Raw genomic sequence first — 20,107 nt, 5'->3', positions numbered from 1 at the left:
CATCACCCTTATCAATTTCATCTGATTGGTTTAAGTTGTTGACCAATCAGGATTAATCTCCTTCAATTCCCTTATCAAAAACACAGCAAAACTGTCGTTTAAACACTATACTTTTAAGACCGAACTACGTTGATTTTTATCAAGGACCTCACCCAACATGGACAATCATAAAGAAAGAGCTTTTTACGCTGTTGTTGGCGCATTGGTTGGCGACGCCGCTTCCATGGGGCTGCATTGGTTGTACGACCAAGAGAGGATCTTACAAGTAGCTGGCTTTGAGCCAGAATTTCGTTCACCGAACCGGTTCGACTATCAAGACAAAGGCTACTTCGCCCATCAAGGAAAAACCGCAGGCGAACAATCGCAATACGGAGCTCAATTATTGGCGATGGTCGATAGTCTAATCGACAATCAAAAATACGATGAAGAGAGCTATATTCAGCATTTCCGCTATTGGTTTGATTTCGGTGGCAGTTGGCAAGGCTACATTGATAAGGCGACTCGTATGAGCTTGCTGAACATACATCAATTGGAGCTAGCAGATGATCCAATTACGGCTTGTGGCGCAGATGACACCCAATTACCTGCGGTTTCAAAACTTATTCCTCTTGTGGCGTGTACCTACACTTCTCACACCTTACCGGCTATGGTAGAGAGTGCGGTTCGAGTCACCAATAATAATGATAAAGCGGTGGAATGGGCACAAGCGATCACCCTATTGATTCAAGCTGCGATACAAGGAAATTCACCATTACAGTCGGTAGAAATGGTGCGACAAACTTGCAGCAAATTTATACACGATCAAATCGATGAAGCACTGGCTGAGCCTGAACTTTCAATAACGGATGCCGCGAAGAAGTTTGGATTACATTGTGAATTGAGTGCCGCGTTTCCATTGCTGATTCGCATCATTGCGGGTGCTCAGAGTTATAAACAAGGCATTCGCGACAACATCTTATGTGGTGGTGATAGCTGCGGGCGTGCCATTATAATTGGCGCAGTGCTAGCGGCCTGCTTCTATGAGGAAGATGGCGGAATCCCAACCGAATGGCTTAAACAAGTCGACCTCAATTGTGGTGTATTGTCTTTACCTATTGAGTAATTCCAACAATAACGAATAAAACTAAAGCGCCTCTCGATTCCTTGCTTGAGAGGCGCTTTTCTTTTCACTGATCACTTAAAGTAATCACTAGAATGAATGGCTTAAATGAGTGCCTTAAACGGATAGATCCAGTTTTGGTCGATAAACTTTCCGGATCCCTACGACCGAGAGTTTATCGCTCTAATCAAACCTAAGAGCTAAAGCCTTATCTAGAACTGATACGCAGCGGAAAGTTTGTAGTTACGACCTGGTTCATAGTCATCCAAGGTAAAACCTCTTGCAGTACCCGAACGAGACGCGTGTGAGGTGTATTGTTCATCAAACACGTTATCGATACCAAAGGTGACAGATAATCCATCCACATTCGAAGGCACCCATTGCGCGTACAGGTCGTGAACATCGTAGCCTTCTTTGATTGGCTGACCATCGAATACGTTGTCTTCGTCTTTAACAAACATCGAGTTCCAACCGAAGATAGTTTCAAGGACTTCAGACTGATAATCCAATGTTAGCGTGATGCTGTCACCCATATCAATACTGCGACCATTTCCACCCGCAACAGCGCCGCCTGTGTCTTTGTTTTTTGTATCTGAGCGAGCGTAAGACAACTTGCTGTTAAACATCTCGTAACCGTAAGACAAGCTTGCCTCGAAGCCTTTTATTTCCACATCACCCAAGTTGTATATCAAGTAACTCTGGTTTGCGGGCTGATACTCTTCAGTAATGTAATCATCAATGTTAGTTTGGAACACTGTCAGGTTTGCGCCAATAAAATGGTTATCTAAACGTTTATCAAAGCGCACACCACCCTGTGTGTTCTGCCCTGTCTCAGCCTTAATGTCGTCGTCTAAGTAAGCGACATCTTGGTAAGCAATGAAGGTCTCCATTAGCTCAGGGCCTTTGAACAGCGAACGTGTACTCGCAAACAACGTCCAATCTTGAGTCACATCCCACTGTGTCGCCAAAGACCAAGTAACGTCATCAAAATTATCATTACCTGTTTCCGCTTTACGTTGGTAATCATCAAAGCGAAGCCCTGCTGTGATTGAGAAGGCTTGGGTAAAGTAGAACTGATCTTCAACAAAAAGTGCGGTAGAAATTGCTGATTCGTCCATAAACTTACGGCTGCCGTAATAGCTGCTTGATGACTTATCCATATAGTCAAAGCCATAGGTCGTGAGATTATCAAACGACATTAAGCGATAATCTGATTGGAACTTAGCGTTTAGGCCAAAGTTTTGGTTTTTAGCCGTATTCTTGGACAAACGATTGGAAGGCCAACGAGGAGCCATCACAGATTCGTCTCGCTGAATCTCAGTTTCTGTGTTGTACAGAGTCACGTTACCTTGGTGACTTTCGCCACGCAGTTCATAGCTAGCCGTTATCGTGTCACGATCGTAATCGGTAGGAATGAGAATATCGTTAGACAAGCCTTCGTTCGCACCGCCAGACATATCTGGACGCGGGCTATAATCACCGCTATCACGATACAAGTCATAAGAGAGTTCAAAGCGATGTAAGTCACTCGGTTCAAAACCAATCTTACCGAGAATGTTATACACGTCCCCTTCTGAACCGAAGGTTTCATTGCCGTCACCGTCTTCGAAATCATCTCTACTCATGTAATGGCTGTAGAGCATCGCATCAATCTTATCCGACAGCAAACCATACACAGTTAAAGAACCTTGCTGACTTGCATTAGTCGCGTAGCCGCCATAAACACGAGCACCAAAACTCTCGTCATAACGAAGCAGATCTTTCGCATCTTTGGTTTCAAACAGCACCGAACCACCTAAACCATTTTGCGTCACCGAGTTGTTACCCACTTGGATATCAGCCGATTTCAAAATGTCAGGGTTAAGAGTCAGGTTACCGATATGGTGGAACATATTGGCGTGCTGAGAAGCACCATCAAGCCGAATATCTAAGTCAGTTTCGCTGAGTCCACGGATGGTAATTCGTTGGTTAACCGAGTGCGTTCCCCCAACATCAACACCGGGAATCTCACGCAGAAGATCTGACATATGGTCAGCTTGCTTGAGTGACATGTCATCGGCAATGATCGATTCAGTGTTGCTCGATACTCTCGTTCCCCACACCACAACTTCATCAAAGTGCGATGTGTTTTCCTCTGCCATCACCGGGCTGCTAAACACGCTGGCAATTGCAATACAGAGGGCTGAAAGCTTGATTGTTGAGTTGACTGGGCTTTCCATAAATTCAATCCTAGATGTAAATGATAATAATTCGCAAATATGATAGAGTTGTAATTTATAAATGCACAGATGATTTGCTTATGCAGAAACGCACAGGTGTTATGAGGAACAGTCAAATGGGTGAAGTAACATCAAAGCAAACTAAACTTGCCGAAACGGCAGTGGCTAAAGTGAATGCACCAGTAAAGAGATCAGCATTGACCAAAAAAGTCGCGTTGACCAAAAAGCTCGAACAGACGGAAAAGCAGATTATCGTCACTCAAGGTCAGACCAAGCAGACCTCGCTTGCTGAGGGAAAGTTTCTTTCTTATCAATACAATGACCAAATTTTTGTGCATGGCGGCCGCTGTATTGAATTGGTCGACAGCAACATAGTTTCGACGGCTCACTCCGCTATCTTGATTACCATTCTTCTCGAAGGAAAGCTCACCTTTGGCTACGACGATCTTGAGTTCGATCTCGATGCCAGTAATGGACCACAAGGCGTGGTAGTAAATTTAGCTAAACCCGCCAACTTCATGCGCTCACTAATCCAAAACAATAAGATGAACAAGATCAACATATTGGTTAAACCTCAATGGGTAGAGCCACGTTTAAGTGAGCACTGTACAAGCAAGTCATTCCTCGATTCACACAAGGCGTTTTACGACTTACAAATCAACACTGACATAATTCAGCTAACCAACAGATTAACCAGCCAAGCGACACCAACCAACTTTCAAGACAAGTTAGTAGTAGAAACACTCACCCAGCAGCTGCTTGCTCAAACCCTGTCGCAGATGCCCATTCAATGTTGTCAGCAGTGTACTTCCGACGATGACCTCATAAGTGCAACTAGCGCAGACCTAGGCTTCACTTCACACAGTACAGATTCGAGTGAAAACATTGATAAGCCCAGTACATCAAAGACATTCGATGCCAAAATTGAGGACATCATCAGCTATATTGAAATCAATTTGGATCAGCCGCTCAGCCTTGATAGCATCGCGAGTAAGTTCTCGATGAGCATTTCCAATCTTCAACGTCGATTTAAGCAATCTTACAACCTCACTATCAATGGCTATATTCGCTACCGACGCCTTCATATCGCACGACAGCACTTAGAGCGTGGCTTGGTTTCAATAACTGAAGCCGCTTATGAAGCGGGTTATCAGCATCCCTCCAACTTCACCAATGCTTTTAAGAAAACCTTTGGTGTGCCGCCGCAAGATATAGCGCTTAAGACTTAGTCTCGTTGGCAAGTTAATCTCCACATATAAACAAACTGGTCATTTTGCGAGGTAACTTCGAAGCCAAACCTTAAATACAACTCCCCAACTCGGTTACCTTGCAGATAACACAACTCCACTGGTTTATTAAGTTTGGTTGCTTGGACTAAGCAATCCGTTAAAACTTGGCTACCAATACCTTTGCTATGATGTTCGGGCAGTAGGAAGAACCGGCAAAAATAGAAGTGGTCGCCTTTATCTTGCAGCAAAACACTACCAATCGCTTTACCTTGATATTCAATGATTTCAGGCCGTTCTTCTGCCCACTCTTCCGCGTGTATATCTCGCTGAACTTGTTCATCCCAACCAAATACAGCTTTGATCGGTTCAAACTCAGCGGCCTTCTTAAGCTCGAACAGAAATTCATAATCTGTTGGTAGAGCGGGTCTTGTCGAATACTTCAAAATATCTCCAACAATAATCAATGAGCTATAGCCAATGAATAAGAAACAACAGTGGCTTCATTTCCCAAAAGATCGCTCACAACAAGCAAGTGAGAATTGGAGGGTGCCATGCTTCAGTGTTCATTTAGGGTTTAGTTGATAGCGTAGAACTTCGTGTTTATCTTGCTCTGAGTAAAAGGTATTTAAGAACTGCCCACCACACTTCTCAATCACTTTTTGCGAAGCAATATTGCGGTACTCACAGGTAATAATAGCGTTTTCGGTCAGTACGTGACGCTGAACCCAAGACAGCATATGACTAGCGATACCTCGCCCTCTTGCTTGTGGCAGAGTCTCGTAGCCTATATGGCCGATAACGTCATGAATGTATTCACTGGTGCCATGACGAACTCTGATCACACCAAGGATTTGACCAGAGTCGATACAAAAATACGTAGAAGCAGGCGTCCAACCTTCTGGCAGTTCCTCACCTTTTGAATAAGCGACTCGCCTTTTTAAATACGCATCACTACTGTCAGAAATACCTGTGTAAATATCTAACCCATCCTCAGAGCAAGCATTCACATAGTGATAAAAGGCACTTGAGTGCGAAACATCAGCTTTGACCATGTCCATATAGTTTCGATTCCTAGTTACTTTTCTTCCGGGGTTAGCTATCAAGCCTAGGCTAAGTGCATGCTGTATTCTTGGTGTCCGGTATGCTCATCAGATTGTTCACTCACAATAGAAAATCCTTGGGACAAGTAGAACTGAATCGTCGCTTGGTTTTCTTTATATACATTTAAAGACAAGTTCGGGCATTCAAGATTCGCGTGATGAATAAGCCGTTTACCAATACCACTGCCTTGATGTTCTGTACTGACAAAGATCGCCGCTAAGATCCCTTCATAAAGCGAATAAAAGCCACGAATCTCACCGTCTACTTGATACACGTAAGTTGTTGATGCCGGAATATATAGGTCGCGCATACTAGCTACTTGCGACTCCCAAAACTCAGGAGCCACAAAGTCATGCGCCTTTATCGAGGCGGTTAACCAAATACCTAAAACGGCTTCAATATCAGCTGGGTTGTACTCTCTAATCATCTTAATTCTCAGGCAATTAATATTATTTAAACTGCGAACCAGTATGCTAAAAAGGGACTTAAACTTATTGAAGATTTACGGCAATGATAGATCAATACCATTGGCTTCTATTGTTTCTTAACGTACTTCGCGGTAACGAGCATTTCACCGCCACCATCCAGTTTGCAATCTAGCTGATGATCTTTACCTTCATTAATTCGTCTGATTACCGCTTTAGTGCCGATTTTCAGTACAGAAGAACTGCCTTTAATTTTTAGATCTTTAATGAAGGTAACTTTATCGCCACTTTCCAATACAACGCCATTCACGTCTTTAACACGCGCGGCTTCTCTTTCTAAACGTTCTTCTTCTGGGTTCCATTCATAGGCACACTCAGGGCAGATTAGGTTGTTTTGATCTGGGTAGACATATTCAGATTGGCATTGAGGACAAGGAGGTAAAGACATACGTTAATACTTCATTTAAATAGAATTTGCGTCCATTTTAATGACTCTTGCTAGGCTTAGCGAGCACAAATCTAAACGATTGTCTGAAGATAAATCTAAAGTAAGAAAAGAACAGCACCTAAAACGAACAAACACAGCCGTTAAGCTGTGTTTGTTTAAAAATTTGAGAAGCAGAACGTTTTAACGTTCGACTTTTGGTGAGTAGATGGAGTAAGCGGTGATTTGCCCTGCCACGATTGCAGAGAACATGAATAATGCCGACAAACCAATACTCGGAATAGGCAGAATCGATTGTTCAAACACCGACTGACTGGCACTCACTAATACTCGGCTACCGGGTACCAAGATGATGATCCCTTGCACGATATAAATAGAGCCTGTGAGCTCCATCTTCTTGGCAATCCAAGTTCCGTACAAAGTAATAAGAACCGTGGTTACCCAAGTGCCCACAACCCAACCACTATCAAAACCGAGATAGAACGGCCCCCACATACCCAGAACCGCAACGGGTAAGCCAAGTAAGATGTCTTTAGGACGCGCATTGAACATCACACCGATAGACACGGAGATTAGCACTAAGCCAGATATGTGCATCCACATCGGTACAGCATTGGTGTAGTCGATAGAGACCGCTTGTCCCCATATGGCTTCGCCAATATTGAGACCCATGATAATCCCAACAAACAGCTTAATCAGGGTTAAGGCGCTCTGACCTAACAAGCTTGTACCAGAAACCAAGTCATTAAACGCCAAACATTCTAATGCATTGGCTATGGATAACCCGGGGACAAACAGGACGATCGAGGCGATGCACAACGCCCACACCGGAATCGGCAAACCTGTACTTGCCAAAAACGCCACAAAGATGCCCGTTAACAGTGCCGAGATGAACTCAACTGCAATAGCGCGACGTGAATGAAGAACTTGCTGGCATATCCAAACCATCAAACCTAGTAATGCAGAAAAACCAACCGCTTCTAACGTACTGCCCACCAGCATCAAATACGCAGGTGGAATACCCATATTGGCAAGTGCAGTCACAAATTTAGAGTAGCCCACTGGTTCTGGCACGGGTTCACTGCTCGGCTGATTAATACGAATGATGGTATTTGCCAACAAACTCAGGTTAATTGAAGCAGGCTTTAGACGCTTAAGAATCACGGCGTTGTTATCGTCTGGAAATTGATAATTAATCGCGGTTGGCGTTGCTTGGATCATCACGTCAACACCATGCTTTTTTGCATAGAATTGGGTGTATTTCTCTAGCTTGTAAGGAGCACAACCACTGCGGTGAAGAGTGTCACCAATTTCAACAATTTTGTTAATTCGGAACTGAGAAGGCATGGGTATTTTAGCGGAGACATAATGTGCGGCAAATGTACCAAACGATAGACGGGATGACGAGACTTTTGCGTAAATTATCAACTCAACTCGTTACTTTTTTCTTCGAATGCTCAAAGGCATGTATAACTCTACTCATTTGGGATTAGTTCAATGAATAATACGAACCGTTTGTAAGTTAAATCTATGCATCCATACTGTTATCGTTTGACTTGGATGTTCGGCTTAGATCTCGATTGTGTTAACACTTACAGTATTAGATTTTACTTACGTTTTTAGGGTAATAGTACTCGGTGTTCGTTGATAAGTTCTCCCGACTTACCTATCCCAAAATAATAAATCAAATGTTACTTTGAATCGTGAACTTAACGAGAGTTTAGTCACATTTTATTCACTCTTGAAACGCCAGATATGATTGAAAAACTAGCGGAGTGGTGGTTATGCGAGCACTTAGAATAAAAATGAAAGAAAAAGGTTTCGTTTTCAGTTAGATGTGGCATTATCAAACTCGTTAAGACGATGTGCGTACATCGTATAATGGCTATTACCTCAGCCTTCCAAGCTGATGATGCGGGTTCGATTCCCGCTGTACGCTCCAGTCTTCTTGATGCCTCAGTCTTACTCTTAAGACAGTGTGCGTGCATCGTATAATGGCTATTACCTCAGCCTTCCAAGCTGATGATGCGGGTTCGATTCCCGCTGCACGCTCCAACTTCTGTTTAGTTACAAATTCTCTTTGATGACAATACCCCTTTAGATTCACCATCTCCTCTTAGCTTCAAAACCTAAAACAATTAAAACTGCGCACTTCATTGTGTGATTTTTTGTATTAAAAAAGAGCAATACCAAATGATATTACTCTTTGAATATTCTTAATTTAATTGATTACCTCAATCAAGCTGCCCTTCATCTAAAGCAGAAGTAACCCATACTAGCGGCGCATTCCAGTTGATGGTTATCTCGTTCAACGTCCAAGCTCCAATATTATCGCTGTAACACGTTTGTCCAACACACTTGCCTTTCATCACAGCGGCAATAGGATCACTAAAACTTACCGAATTGGGGCCTCCAATTAACGCACCCGGTGCTGGTTTTGGTGAACTTTCATCAGCAGCGTAAGCCCAGAATCGATGATGAGGATTCTCTGCAGATTTCGTTCCATAACCAGTAACATAAGAGATATTCATCGGGTTACCTCCGAGGATATAATCCATCGCACTAGCCGCCGCTTTGATGTATCGAACATCATTAGAAAAATCGTGAGCGTAAATCAAAAAGATACTTCGGTTTACAAGGTTGGAGTTTGAGCCCCACGAATACTCTTCGACGGTATAAGGAATGTTATAGCCTTCATTGGCAACTTGCTTGGTATAGGATTCTGCCGTTTTAATGATGTTCTTACGTGCTTGTTCAATAATTTGGCTGTCCAATGAGTTAGGTACCACGGCTAAACTCACGGTGCCCGCAGGCGCTATATACTGCCAATACATGTCACCATCCGCATTGATGTTCCCCTTCGGCACTTCAAGATAGTGTGGAGAATCAATCAATACTTTTTTGTAAACCTCATCATTGGTTGTGATAAAGAGCTCGGCCGCAGCCCAGTATCGCTCATCACTCAATTCGATATCATCATAGGGCCCAGAACCTGTAAAGTTGTCGTAAGCATAGATATCTTGATGTTGATTTGCGGCGTTCCATGCTTTGGTCGCTGAATCCAAACATAACTGTGAGAAGTCGCTGTCGATATCTTTCCAAATACGTGCGCACTGAGCACCAATGGCGGCCAAATTCAATGAGGCCGCTGTCGTCGGATAACCAACATAGCGTTTCTGAGTATCTTTGTGAGGTGGTAATGGCATGCCAGTCCAAGACTCATCCGCGATCTTGTGGAATGCCAGCCCTCTCGCGTTAATTTCGGTAAGTTTGAGGTTTTTTCTCGCAGACTGATTACCAACAGGAACGGCGATAGGCGTGTCAGAATCAACTTGCATCGCTAACATGAACTCTATGTTCCAGCGAGCTTCAGACAACAGCGGGTTAACGCCATTGGTTGCTTCAGGGATTTTTACTTTGCTCTCTGAAAAAGGAAGTGATTTGTTCTCTAAGAACCTCCCTCGCTCAAATAGGTTCAGGAGTGTCCATGTTGAGATGCCACTGTTCACTGTATATTTGCCATGATCGCCTGCATCGTACCAACCACCGGTCGCATCAATAGTCAGGTCGCAGCCAGGCCATTGATTCCCCCAGCTATCGACTTTATCAAAACATGTTGCAGTATCGGACATGTGGCCACCGGGCCTCGCAAGATCCTCACGTTGAACGAACTCTGGCTTTATTTCAATGCCGCTGCGATTTTGATAGAAGTAAGACAAGGCATCGAGCTTCAACTTACTATAAACATCGCTTCGGATATCGAACGGATAACTAGCATCGTCGTCGACCTTAACCGTTAAACCTTTCATCGTGTCTGTATATTTTGAAAAGTTTACTCGGTGAATGTGCTCACCCGACGCTTTATTCAAACCGAATACTTCTGTTTTACCGAGATCAAGGCTGATCCCTGATTGAGAAACTAATGTCCATTTCAGAGGTGTCGTCGAGGTGTTTTCAACAAAGATATATTTATCGGATTTCGGTAAGAAACCTACTTGATTGGCTCGAGTCGGCATCTTAGTTGCCACTTTTACAAATGGTTTGCCTAAGACAGAAACATTGTCTACACAGATGATACCTTCCTTCTGAGCACCCAGCTGAAACTGGAACTCTGTATCGGCATCGCTATCAAGCTCTTGTAAAAAATCAAACGTATAGTTTTGCTTGTCTTCGGATACTCCTACTTCGGTTAGAAAATAGTGCGTATAGGGAGGCCCTTCATGTTGGATCAAGGCTTTCATCTCAGTATCAATATTCGCATATGCATCGAACGATACCTGATATTTTTGACCTTGCTCTAAACCAATACCACTGTGACCTAAAATCACATCCCAAGAATTCTTTCCTGGGTTTTTTATATCAATACACGCTTCATTACTTTCTGTAGCTATGTTGGCGCCAGCATTCCACCAACCATCCATATTGCCTTTAAAGTGACTATTCCTAATCTGCTCTTCTGCATAAGTTGCTCCAGAAGATAAAATCATGACAACCGCGAGAGATAACGTTCCTTTTTGCATCATTATTCCTTAAAGATGTTTCATATCTCCAAGGAAACTAGCGAAATAGATTCAATAATAGAGCGTTAACATTCGCAAAAAATAGACTCATAAAAATAAATATTATGATTTCTTGTGATGTTTAACACTAAGGAACAAACTCATGAATCAATTGCATGGATAGACAAAACGATATTTGGTTAGTGCTTCTTAATTAAACTCAGATTTCATAAAAGTGTGGGTTTAATAATCTTGGTCAATATCCGAAAAAACAGTTGTGTTAATGTGCGCGCATTAGCAACAACCAAGAATAATTAAAAATGTTTAAAAGCAATGAGTTAAAAATAAACATCGAAGCAATCAATGTCGCACTGTCAAAAGTCGAAAATGCGAACAAAATTCAGCTTAACACGTTGAAAGGTTATGTGAGCAGCGAACCAGAACAGGCCGTGCTTGCGTTTCGGTCATTGAATGAAGCAGAATCAATCGATGACAAGTTGAAAAAAATCATGGCAGAGCTACCGCACCTCAGTGGCGAAGCTCACCACCTACTGGAAACATCGATCCTATTACAGTAGTGGCCAAGAAAGATAAGTCTCAACTAGCGCGATGAGCTAAGACTTATCTTTTAGCTTTCTGTTTTTTGTACTTACCTAGCAGCTACTTCTAACTCTATTAGATAACCCCTAAAGCGTCATCGACTTCGCCATACCCGCTTCAGCGTGACCAGGAATATTGCACGCGAACTCTACGTTATTATCACCATGGAAATGCCACAGCAATTGCTTCGCTTTACCCGGCTTAACTGTAACTGTGCTGCCCGAGTCATGAACGTGATTACCCATATTTTTCATCATTCCACGATGCTCTAACTGCTCTGAAGCAGAACCAATCGAGAATTCGTGATCAATCTTGCCCGTGTTCATCACAACAAACTGCACCACGTCGTTCGGCTCAATATCAACCTTGTTCTTAAATGTGATTTTCATATCGTCACTTAGCAGAACATGAACCACTTTATCCGGCTTTGCGCCTGTCGCAGGCATACCCACTTCAGACATGACTTCCATATTCATCATATTTGAATGATCCATACTTGAATGGTCAACAGCTGAATGGTCCATTTCAGCAAAAGCCGTTGCAGTAGTTAACGTCAGTGCAATCGCAACAAGTGTCTTTTTCATGATCGTTCCTTAGATTAATTTATTTATTTGTTAGTTTCACATGTTCATGTGGTGCGCCCTTACCCACTCTGTTTTTGGTAAGTAAGGGCTAATAATCAATACGTTATTTGTTTGTCTCGTTTTGGCTGTGCGTAATCTCACGCTGTTTCCAAAGCTTAAAGATTGCAGGCAACACTAGTAGGGTAAGCAATAGCGCAGACGCCATTCCGCCTATCATTGGTGCTGCGATTCGTTGCATCACTTCTGAGCCCGTACCCTCGCCATACATGATTGGAATAAGGCCGATAATCACGGTAAGTACCGTCATCATCACAGGGCGAACACGCAGTCCTGCGCCCTCACGGATCGCATCCGTTAAGTCTTCACTCTGAAGTGCTTGCTGGTTCTGCTCCGCATCCAATATTTTGTAGTGCCATGCTTGGTTTAGGTAGACCAACATGATCACACCTATCTCAACAGCAACCCCGGCAAGCGCGATGAAGCCCACACCCACCGCAATGGAGAAGTTGTAATTGAGGACATGCATCAGCCATAGGCCGCCAACCATCGCGAGTGGCAATGTCAGCATGATCATCATCACCTCACCGACACGGCGGAAGCTTAGGTAGAGCAACAACATGATGATGGCGATGGTGATTGGCACTACGACACTCAAACGCTCTTTCGCACGCTCCATGTATTCGTATTGACCAGACCATGCCAGTGAATAACCAGCAGGCAAGACGATTTGATCGGTGACGACTTTTTGCGCCTCTGCCACATAAGAACCAAGGTCACGCCCTTCGATATCGACAAATACCCAGCCATTAGGACGCGCGTTCTCCGTTTTAATCATCGGAGGGCCATCTTCATAACGAATATCAGCTACGTCCGATAGAGCGATACGAGCTCCATTTGGTGTCACTAACGGCAGGTTCTGCAACTTAACGACAGAATCACGATAGCTTTGTGGGTAACGGACATTGATTGGATAACGCTCTAGCCCCTCAACGGTTTCACCCACGTTCATGCCACCAACCGCAGTCGAGATAACCTGTTGCACTTCTTTAATGCTCAAGCCATATCGCGCAGCAGAGCGACGTTTGATGTCTATCGTGACATAACGACCACCCGCAACACGCTCGGCATAGACAGAGGCCGTGCCGCTGACACCATTCAAGATAGGTTCAAGTTGAGAGCCAATATCCTCAATCACGCTCAGATCTGGGCCTGCGATTTTGATACCAATTGGGGTTTTGATACCGGTCGCTAACATGTCAATACGCGTTTTGATTGGCATGACCCAAGCGTTGGTCAAACCGGGGAATTGAATCAGATCATCAAACTCTTTTCGTAGCGACTCAGTAGTGACACCGTCACGCCATTCATCTCGTGGTTTAAGCTGAATCACGGTTTCAATCATGGTCAGTGGCGCAGGATCGGTTGCTGTCTCTGCTCGACCAATTTTGCCCCACGTGGTTTCGACTTCTGGAATGGTTTTGATTAGCTTGTTGGTCTGTTGCAACAACTCACGCGCTTTACCAATTGAGATGCCCGGATACGTGGTTGGCATGTACATCAAATCCCCTTCGTCCAAAGGGGGGATGAACTCGCTGCCAAGCTTACTGGTTGGGTAATAAGCAGACGCCATTAAGCCAAGTGCGATAACAATCATCACCTTGGGATACTTGAGGCTGAGGTTTAGAAGCGGTTTATACATCGCCACTAGGCTGCGGTTGACTGGGTTTTTATGTTCAGGTAACACATTGCCGCGAATGAAATAACCCATTAACACAGGCACAAGCGTGATAGCCAAACCGGCTGCTGCGGCCATCGCATACGTCTTGGTAAACGCAAGTGGCGAGAACATCTTGCCCTCTTGCCCTTCTAGCGCGAACACAGGCACAAAGCTCAAGGTAATGATAATTAGAGAGAAAAATAGCGGTGCGCCAACTTCTTCTGCGGCCTTACCAATCACTTGCCAACGGTTTTTATCAGTGAGCGGAGTCCGTTCGATGTGTTTATGAACGTTCTCGATCATCACTATGGCACCATCCACCATGGCGCCAATCGCAATCGCTATTCCGCCAAGAGACATGATGTTGGCGTTAATACCCTGCCAATGCATCACAATGAATGCACCCAAGATACCGACAGGCAGACTTAGAGCAATAACCAATGATGAGCGTATATGGAACAAGAACAGCGCACACACCACGGCGACCACTATGAACTCTTCAGCAAGCTTCTTCCAAAGGTTTTCAACCGCTGAATCAATCAAAGTAGAGCGGTCATAAGTCGCGACAATCTCGACACCATCAGGTAAGCCGGCTTGCAGCTCAGCGAGTTTGGATTTCACCGAGTCGATCACTTCACTGGCATTTTCACCAAAGCGCATCACGATAACGCCACCAACCGCTTCGCCCTCACCATTGAGTTCAGAGATACCACGACGCATTTGCGGGCCAAGGTTAATGTCGGCAATGTCACCTAATAGCAGCGGAGTACCTTTGTCGGTCACTTTTAGCGGCAGAGATTGGATGTCTTCAATACTTGTAAGGTAACCCGTGGTGCGAACCATGTGCTCGGCTTCCGCAATCTCAACAACAGACGCCCCTGTTTCTTGATTGCCATCTTGGATAGCCTTATTGACTTGTTGTAGTGTTAGGTCATAAGCACGTAGCTTGACCGGATCTATCTGAACCTGATATTGCTTCACCATGCCGCCAACGGTCGCCACTTCAGACACACCATCAACAGTTTGAAGCTCGTATTTCAAGAACCAATCTTGCAGGCTACGAAGCTCCGCTAAGTCGTGCTGACCGGTTTTATCTTGCAGCACATAGCTATAAACCCAGCCCACACCAGTGGCATCGGGCCCCAATGTTGGCTTAGCACTTGATGGCAAATTAGGCGCCACTTGGCTTAAGTACTCCAACACGCGAGAACGCGCCCAGTACATATCGGTATCGTTATTGAAAATGATATAGACATAGGAATCACCAAAGAACGAGTAGCCACGAACCGTTTCAGCACCCGGTACAGCTAACATGGCGGTGGTTAATGGATAAGTCACCTGATCCTCGACCACTTGTGGCGCTTGACCCGGATAGCTGGTTTTGATGATCACCTGTACATCAGACAGATCTGGAATGGCATCAACAGGTGTATTTTTAACACTGTATAAGCCACCAAATACGATGGCGACCGTGGCAACCAGAACCAAGAATGGGTTACTGATGGACCAACGAATGATTGCATTGATCATAGTTTGCCCTCACCTGTGCTATTGGTCGATTCGAGAGACTTGAGCACATAATCAGAGCCTTGCTTTTCGACTAGAAACCGAATGGTTTGACCTTCAGAAAACTCAGATAAATCAAGGTCATCACTGGCTTGGAAATTCATTTCACCCGCTTTCCAATTCCACTCAGGCACTGGCTGATGTTTTACAGTGATCATGCCAAAATCTGCCATCAACATGGTGATGTCACCCGTCACCAAAACTTCGCCGGCGATCTTGTGTTTGTTGACCTTGTAATCAACAACCTCGTACTGCCCTGACTCTGTCTTTCTCATCTCAAAATCAATCGCCTTACCCCGTTGCACGTCACTCATGTCTAAGCCTTCCGCAAAGGTGAAATTCATCACCATGCCCGGCCAATCCCATTCAGGAACAGGCTGATGGTTAATCGTCACCATGCGACTGCCTTGCATAACGTCAGAAATTTCGCCATTTGCCCAAACCGTTTCGGCTTCTTCCTCAACGCCATTAATGCGCGAAAGATCAGCCGATTGGCTAGACTCAGAATCCAACATGAAGTGTGCCGAAGTGACAATGTCCTCACCTTGCTGCAACCCTTGGAGCACCTCTATTTTTTCGCCAGCTTCACGACCAACCTCAATACGAGCAGAACGATACTTGCCAGAACCTTCTGACATCACCACTCGAGTCATACCGCCTGAATGAATCACCGACGATCTTGGTATGGTAAGTACGGCATCATCACTGATCGGCTTCAATGCAATATTGGCGAACATGTTCGGCTTAAGCTCGCCATGCGGGTTAGAGAACTTCAAACGAACGCGTAAGGTTCGAGTTTTCGGGTCAAGTATTGGATACACATAATCTACGTTGCCCTGCCACTCCTTACCGGGAATCGCATCCAGTGTCATTTCGGCATTGCTGCCTGATGAGATCCAGTGTGCTTGGCGTTCAAAGACTTCAGCATCAACCCACACTTCATTTAAAGGCCCTGCACTGATTACCGCTTGTGCAGGTGAAAGATAACCACCTTCTCGAATATTTAGGCTAGCGATCACACCATCGGCTGGCGCTTTGATTTCGATAGTTTGCGAGGCTTTACCTCGGCGCGTAATAGCGCGGATTTGAGTCTTATCAACACCCAAGGTAATTAAGCGTTCAGTCGAGCCCTTGATCAAACCTTTACGACCCGTTTTATAAGCACTGATCAACTCTTCTTGTGCTTTAACAAGCTCTGGAGAATAGAGTGTGAAAAGCACATCACCTTTGTTTACCTTCTCACCCACTGCGTTGATGGAGAGTTTTTCCACCCAACCAGAAACACGCACGTTGGTTTGCCACAATTTACTTTCATCGAACGCCACATAACCCACGGTTTCAATCCGAGGAGACAGCGCTTCAAACTTAACTTTCGCTGTTTTGACACCGAGATTATTCTCTACCGACGGGTCGATAAACACAGTTCCCGCCTTGTCTGCTCCCGCACTTGAGTCATCCGCATAAACAGGGATTAAATCCATCCCCATAGGTGACTGACCCGGCTTGTCTCGCTGATAATTTGGGTCCATAGGCGCAACCCAGTACAAAGGTTCATTACTTTCGTCAGCTTTGGATTCTGATCCCTCCATGCCTGCCATCGCTGACATGTTATGTGCTGACCCAATGACGAAGTGATTCACACCAAAACCCAATGCACCACCGACCAACAAAGCGATAGTCGCTACTTTTACTGTATTCATTGTCTATTCCTTTATTGATTGGCTGTGTGTTTAGTTGCGATTGAGTTGAGTTGTGTTTGGTTTACTTGGTATTCAAAACCACTGACTAACGCGGCTAGCTTGCTGTTAACGATGTTGAGGTCGGTGATCAAACGTTGTTGCTCTAGTTTCAGAGCAAGCTCGTCTGCCGTTGCTGCAATAACGTCGTTAAATTGCGCGGTGTTGTTTTGATAACCTCTTTCCACCGCACTAATTCGAGCGGCAGTTTGAGGAAGCAAGGCACTTTGGTAGCGTTCCAAACGCTGGGTGAGGTTGACCTTTTCCACCAACAACGCATTCACTTGCGCGTTCATTTGGGAAAGTAAGGTGTCTTTTTGGGATTTAGCGGCGCCGACTTGATACTGAGCAGCCGATAAGTTTTTATCTTGTCGATTCCCCGTAAACAGCGGAATGTCGACTGTCAGATAAGCACTCACCAAATCAGAAGCAGGTTCACCCGCCATGTTATTGGCTTGGCGGTGCGCATACATCACTTCTACCCCAAACTGCGGGGTATAAGCTTGCTCGGCTAACTCAACCTGAGTTTGATTAGATGAAATAGTCGCATCTGTGATCTTAACGAGCGGATGCTCCATCAACAGTTGATAATGCTTGGTTGAATCGCGGTTAGTCGCCAGCTTGCTCTCCAATAACGACCAATCAATGTGGTTGGTCGCATGAAGCCTCCCCTGAGGATCAACAGCCTGAGAGTCAATCGCTTGATTCCCTAACCAATCAGAACCGAGCCACTCAGACAGTTGAGAGATCAGACGGCGTTGAACTTGCTGGTTGGCTTGCAGTTTCTCATCAAGCTTACTAACTTGAAGCTGCGCATTAAGTAGGTCTTGCGCTTCGCTTTTACCTATCGAGTAATTGGTTTGCACATAGTTCTCTAGCTCAACCAATAAGCGTCGGTTCTCATTCATGATGCTTTCTGCAACTTGTTGGTAACCCAATTCAAGCCAAAGCTGCGTCATACTATTTGCGACGGTCAGTTCGCGAGCCCGCACTTGAAGAGCCAAACCATCCGCTTGCTGCCCCGCTTTTTTCTGCTGTAGATCCAGCGTATCGCCACGTTCAAATTGCTGCATCAGACCAACCGAAATATTGGTCATCGGGTCTTCATCAAACTGGAAGCTATCGACTGGCAGACCGCCAAATCCGACTTTTAGTTTCGGATCCATCAAGGCTGCGCTGGCAATACCGGTTTCTCGCATCGCTTGTGACTGAGCAAAGTACTGCTTGCGATTTCCATCTTGGTTTAAAGCTACCTCAATCAGTGTATTGAGCTGCTGTGACGAGCTTTGCTGAACGGTAGAAGTTAACTCAGCCGTCGCTAATGCAGAGCTTGAAAACAAGACAGCAGCGACCACTAAGCTCGTGTTCATTACAAACACAGAGGTTGTTGGTTTTATATTCACAATGAATGTCCATATCTAGCGTTAAATAACGCGTATAAAAAATTGGCGCATCTGATTTATGAGTCTGATATCGCTATGTTTTTAGATATAGATTTATGCGGTGGGTGGGCGTAACAAAGATTGAGCACGTGCGACTTTCTGGCCAATAGTGACCGGCTGAAAACGAGCTAATGAAAAGGAAAATTGATTAACGGCTTGAACAGCCTGAATTGGATAGGAAGCAGTAGAACAAACAGAGATACAACAGTTATGAATAGAATCCGAACCGCCTAGGCAGTGCGTACCCATCATATTGTCATCATGAGAGCTCATTGAAGAAGAATGTACCGTTGTTACTTCATCATCAGAAACGGTCATTTCAGTATGACCCTGCTGACTGGAATGATGAGACATAGTGGCATGTGCAGCATGCTCACCAGCTACATCGCCAGTTACTACGCTAATGTCGCAACCCGTTGTCATGTTAGACAGATCTGATACCGCATTCGATGATTCACTATGATGGCAATCTGACTGGGGTGAGCCCATCTGAGCCATCATTACGTCGGCCATCAGAGCCGATGAACTTGAGGCATAGCTCGACACCAACATCGCGAAGATGCTGAAAACAGTAATCCAAGTTGTTCGGAGTGTGTTTGTCATAGCTAACCTTTAAATTTATATGGCAACTATAAAGGTTCCCCTTAGGGTAAGGTCAACGATAAAGTACAAAGATGTGATGCAATTAATGGTAGTTGCTGAATAGATGGACAAAAGGAACACTCAACAAGCGACTGAGTGATCCTAATTCTAAATGCTATTAATTGTTTATCGGATTTTGCGCATCATACTCAACTAGCGCATTTTTAAGCGCCATTAAGTCTGAATCGCACAAGTATTGTCTTAGCGATTCAAACTTCTCTTCAGGCCAGTCGTAGATTTTCATCGAAACCAATTCTTCAATAACGGGCTTATCAAAACGGTACTTAACAACTTTCGCCGGAGAGCCACCAACAATACTGTAAGGTTCGACGTCTTTCGTAACAACGCTGTTCGCTGCAACCACCGCACCTTCTCCGATCGTGACACCGGGCATCACCATGGCTCGCATACCTAGCCAAACCCCATCTTCAATATGGGTATCGCCTTTGCCGATATAGGCGTCTTCAATCACATCCATAAATGGATACAGCGAAAACCAGTCGACTCTGTGTGTATGGTTGCCGCCCATCAAAATCACGACCTCTGCGCCAATACAGACATAATCGCCGATATAGAGCTCGTCGATTTCCCATCGAGGCTCCCACTGACGGCTAACTTCATCCCCATGTAAATAGCGCACTACCGATTGTTCGAAGCCATTATCCCAGCAATCGCTGTAGTAACTGTGTTGACCTTTGATATGAATATTGGGGTTGCTGACTACTTCATGCAGCAACTCGAATTTGGACCAATGCTTCTTTTGCATTTTTACCTCTGAGTGATCTAATTAGTTAAATATCAAT

16 protein-coding genes and 2 tRNA genes are annotated in these 20,107 nt (G+C 44.7%); 5 read left to right on the top strand and 13 right to left on the bottom strand.

The features are described 5' to 3' along the window. Positions 1-157: 157 nt before the first annotated feature. Positions 158-1,102, top strand: a complete 945-nt coding sequence (locus tag BCU75_RS08570; protein WP_102473544.1) for an ADP-ribosylglycohydrolase family protein — start codon at positions 158-160, stop codon at positions 1,100-1,102. A gap of 209 nt (positions 1,103-1,311) precedes the next feature. Here BCU75_RS08570 and BCU75_RS08565 read toward each other — a convergent pair whose 3' ends face one another. Next, positions 1,312-3,318 carry a TonB-dependent siderophore receptor gene (locus BCU75_RS08565; RefSeq protein WP_102473543.1) on the bottom strand — a complete coding sequence of 669 codons (2,007 nt, stop codon included), beginning with the start codon at positions 3,316-3,318 and terminating at the stop codon, positions 1,312-1,314. A 20-nt stretch (positions 3,319-3,338) separates the two neighbouring features. On the opposite strand from BCU75_RS08565, the gene BCU75_RS08560 reads away from it, so the two are divergent. Beyond that, positions 3,339-4,547 carry an AraC family transcriptional regulator gene (locus tag BCU75_RS08560; RefSeq protein ID WP_102473542.1) on the top strand — a complete coding sequence of 403 codons (1,209 nt, stop codon included), beginning with the start codon at positions 3,339-3,341 and terminating at the stop codon, positions 4,545-4,547. On the opposite strand, the gene BCU75_RS08555 is transcribed toward BCU75_RS08560, so the two are convergent. From BCU75_RS08555 to BCU75_RS08535, 5 genes are all read right to left on the bottom strand, one after another. Further along, positions 4,544-4,990, bottom strand: a complete 447-nt coding sequence (locus BCU75_RS08555; RefSeq protein ID WP_102473541.1) for a GNAT family N-acetyltransferase — start codon at positions 4,988-4,990, stop codon at positions 4,544-4,546. The two genes, BCU75_RS08560 and BCU75_RS08555, sit on opposite strands and share 4 nt — an antisense overlap. Before the next feature lie 120 nt (positions 4,991-5,110). Then, positions 5,111-5,605 carry a GNAT family N-acetyltransferase gene (locus tag BCU75_RS08550; protein WP_102473540.1) on the bottom strand — a complete coding sequence of 165 codons (495 nt, stop codon included), beginning with the start codon at positions 5,603-5,605 and terminating at the stop codon, positions 5,111-5,113. A 47-nt stretch (positions 5,606-5,652) separates the two neighbouring features. Next, a complete protein-coding gene (locus tag BCU75_RS08545; RefSeq protein ID WP_102473539.1) occupies positions 5,653-6,075 on the bottom strand; it encodes an N-acetyltransferase in 423 nt (140 codons plus the stop codon). A 107-nt stretch (positions 6,076-6,182) separates the two neighbouring features. Further along, the gene (locus BCU75_RS08540; RefSeq protein WP_004731484.1) at positions 6,183-6,521 is read right to left on the bottom strand and encodes a zinc ribbon domain-containing protein YjdM; all 339 of its coding nucleotides are present in this window, start codon (positions 6,519-6,521) and stop codon (positions 6,183-6,185) included. Between the two features lie 180 nt (positions 6,522-6,701). Further along, on the bottom strand, positions 6,702-7,865 hold the full coding sequence (locus tag BCU75_RS08535) for a threonine/serine exporter family protein (protein ID WP_048662583.1): 1,164 nt from the start codon (positions 7,863-7,865) through the stop codon (positions 6,702-6,704). Positions 7,866-8,385: 520 nt separating this feature from the next. On the opposite strand from BCU75_RS08535, the gene BCU75_RS08530 reads away from it, so the two are divergent. Together BCU75_RS08530 and BCU75_RS08525 are read left to right on the top strand one after the other, a co-directional pair. Beyond that, positions 8,386-8,460 (top strand) — tRNA-Gly (locus BCU75_RS08530). A gap of 38 nt (positions 8,461-8,498) precedes the next feature. Continuing rightward, positions 8,499-8,573, top strand: a tRNA-Gly gene (locus BCU75_RS08525). Positions 8,574-8,752: 179 nt separating this feature from the next. Here the strand turns inward: BCU75_RS08525 and BCU75_RS08520 are convergent. Then, complete coding sequence (locus BCU75_RS08520; protein ID WP_102473538.1) at positions 8,753-11,038, bottom strand: glycoside hydrolase family 9 protein; 2,286 nt, start codon at positions 11,036-11,038, stop codon at positions 8,753-8,755. 299 nt (positions 11,039-11,337) lie between these two features. Here BCU75_RS08520 and BCU75_RS08515 point away from each other — a divergent pair, with 299 nt between their 5' ends. After that, the gene (locus tag BCU75_RS08515) at positions 11,338-11,595 is read left to right on the top strand and encodes a hypothetical protein (protein ID WP_102473537.1); all 258 of its coding nucleotides are present in this window, start codon (positions 11,338-11,340) and stop codon (positions 11,593-11,595) included. Between the two features lie 108 nt (positions 11,596-11,703). Here BCU75_RS08515 and copI read toward each other — a convergent pair whose 3' ends face one another. The 6 genes from copI to BCU75_RS08485 form a co-directional block, all read right to left on the bottom strand. Then, on the bottom strand, positions 11,704-12,201 hold the full coding sequence (gene copI / locus BCU75_RS08510; RefSeq protein ID WP_102473536.1) for a copper-resistant cuproprotein CopI: 498 nt from the start codon (positions 12,199-12,201) through the stop codon (positions 11,704-11,706). A gap of 103 nt (positions 12,202-12,304) precedes the next feature. After that, positions 12,305-15,448, bottom strand: coding sequence for an efflux RND transporter permease subunit (locus tag BCU75_RS08505; RefSeq protein ID WP_102473535.1), 3,144 nt, complete (start codon positions 15,446-15,448; stop codon positions 12,305-12,307). Then, entirely contained in the window at positions 15,445-17,184 is a 1,740-nt protein-coding gene (locus BCU75_RS08500; protein WP_102473534.1) for an efflux RND transporter periplasmic adaptor subunit, read from the bottom strand. The genes BCU75_RS08505 and BCU75_RS08500 overlap by 4 nt, the downstream gene beginning before the upstream one ends. An 11-nt stretch (positions 17,185-17,195) precedes the next feature. Next, positions 17,196-18,617 carry a TolC family protein gene (locus BCU75_RS08495; RefSeq protein WP_102473610.1) on the bottom strand — a complete coding sequence of 474 codons (1,422 nt, stop codon included), beginning with the start codon at positions 18,615-18,617 and terminating at the stop codon, positions 17,196-17,198. Between the two features lie 99 nt (positions 18,618-18,716). Further along, positions 18,717-19,265, bottom strand: a complete 549-nt coding sequence (locus BCU75_RS08490; protein WP_102473533.1) for a hypothetical protein — start codon at positions 19,263-19,265, stop codon at positions 18,717-18,719. 157 nt (positions 19,266-19,422) lie between these two features. After that, the gene (locus BCU75_RS08485; RefSeq protein ID WP_102473532.1) at positions 19,423-20,070 is read right to left on the bottom strand and encodes a CatB-related O-acetyltransferase; all 648 of its coding nucleotides are present in this window, start codon (positions 20,068-20,070) and stop codon (positions 19,423-19,425) included. Positions 20,071-20,107: the final 37 nt, after the last annotated feature.

The organism is Vibrio splendidus, assembly GCF_002873455.1.
In the GTDB taxonomy this organism is placed as follows: domain Bacteria; phylum Pseudomonadota; class Gammaproteobacteria; order Enterobacterales; family Vibrionaceae; genus Vibrio; species Vibrio splendidus_J.
Note: the sequence above shows the minus strand (reverse complement) of the source record. Positions and strands in the feature narration are given on the sequence as shown.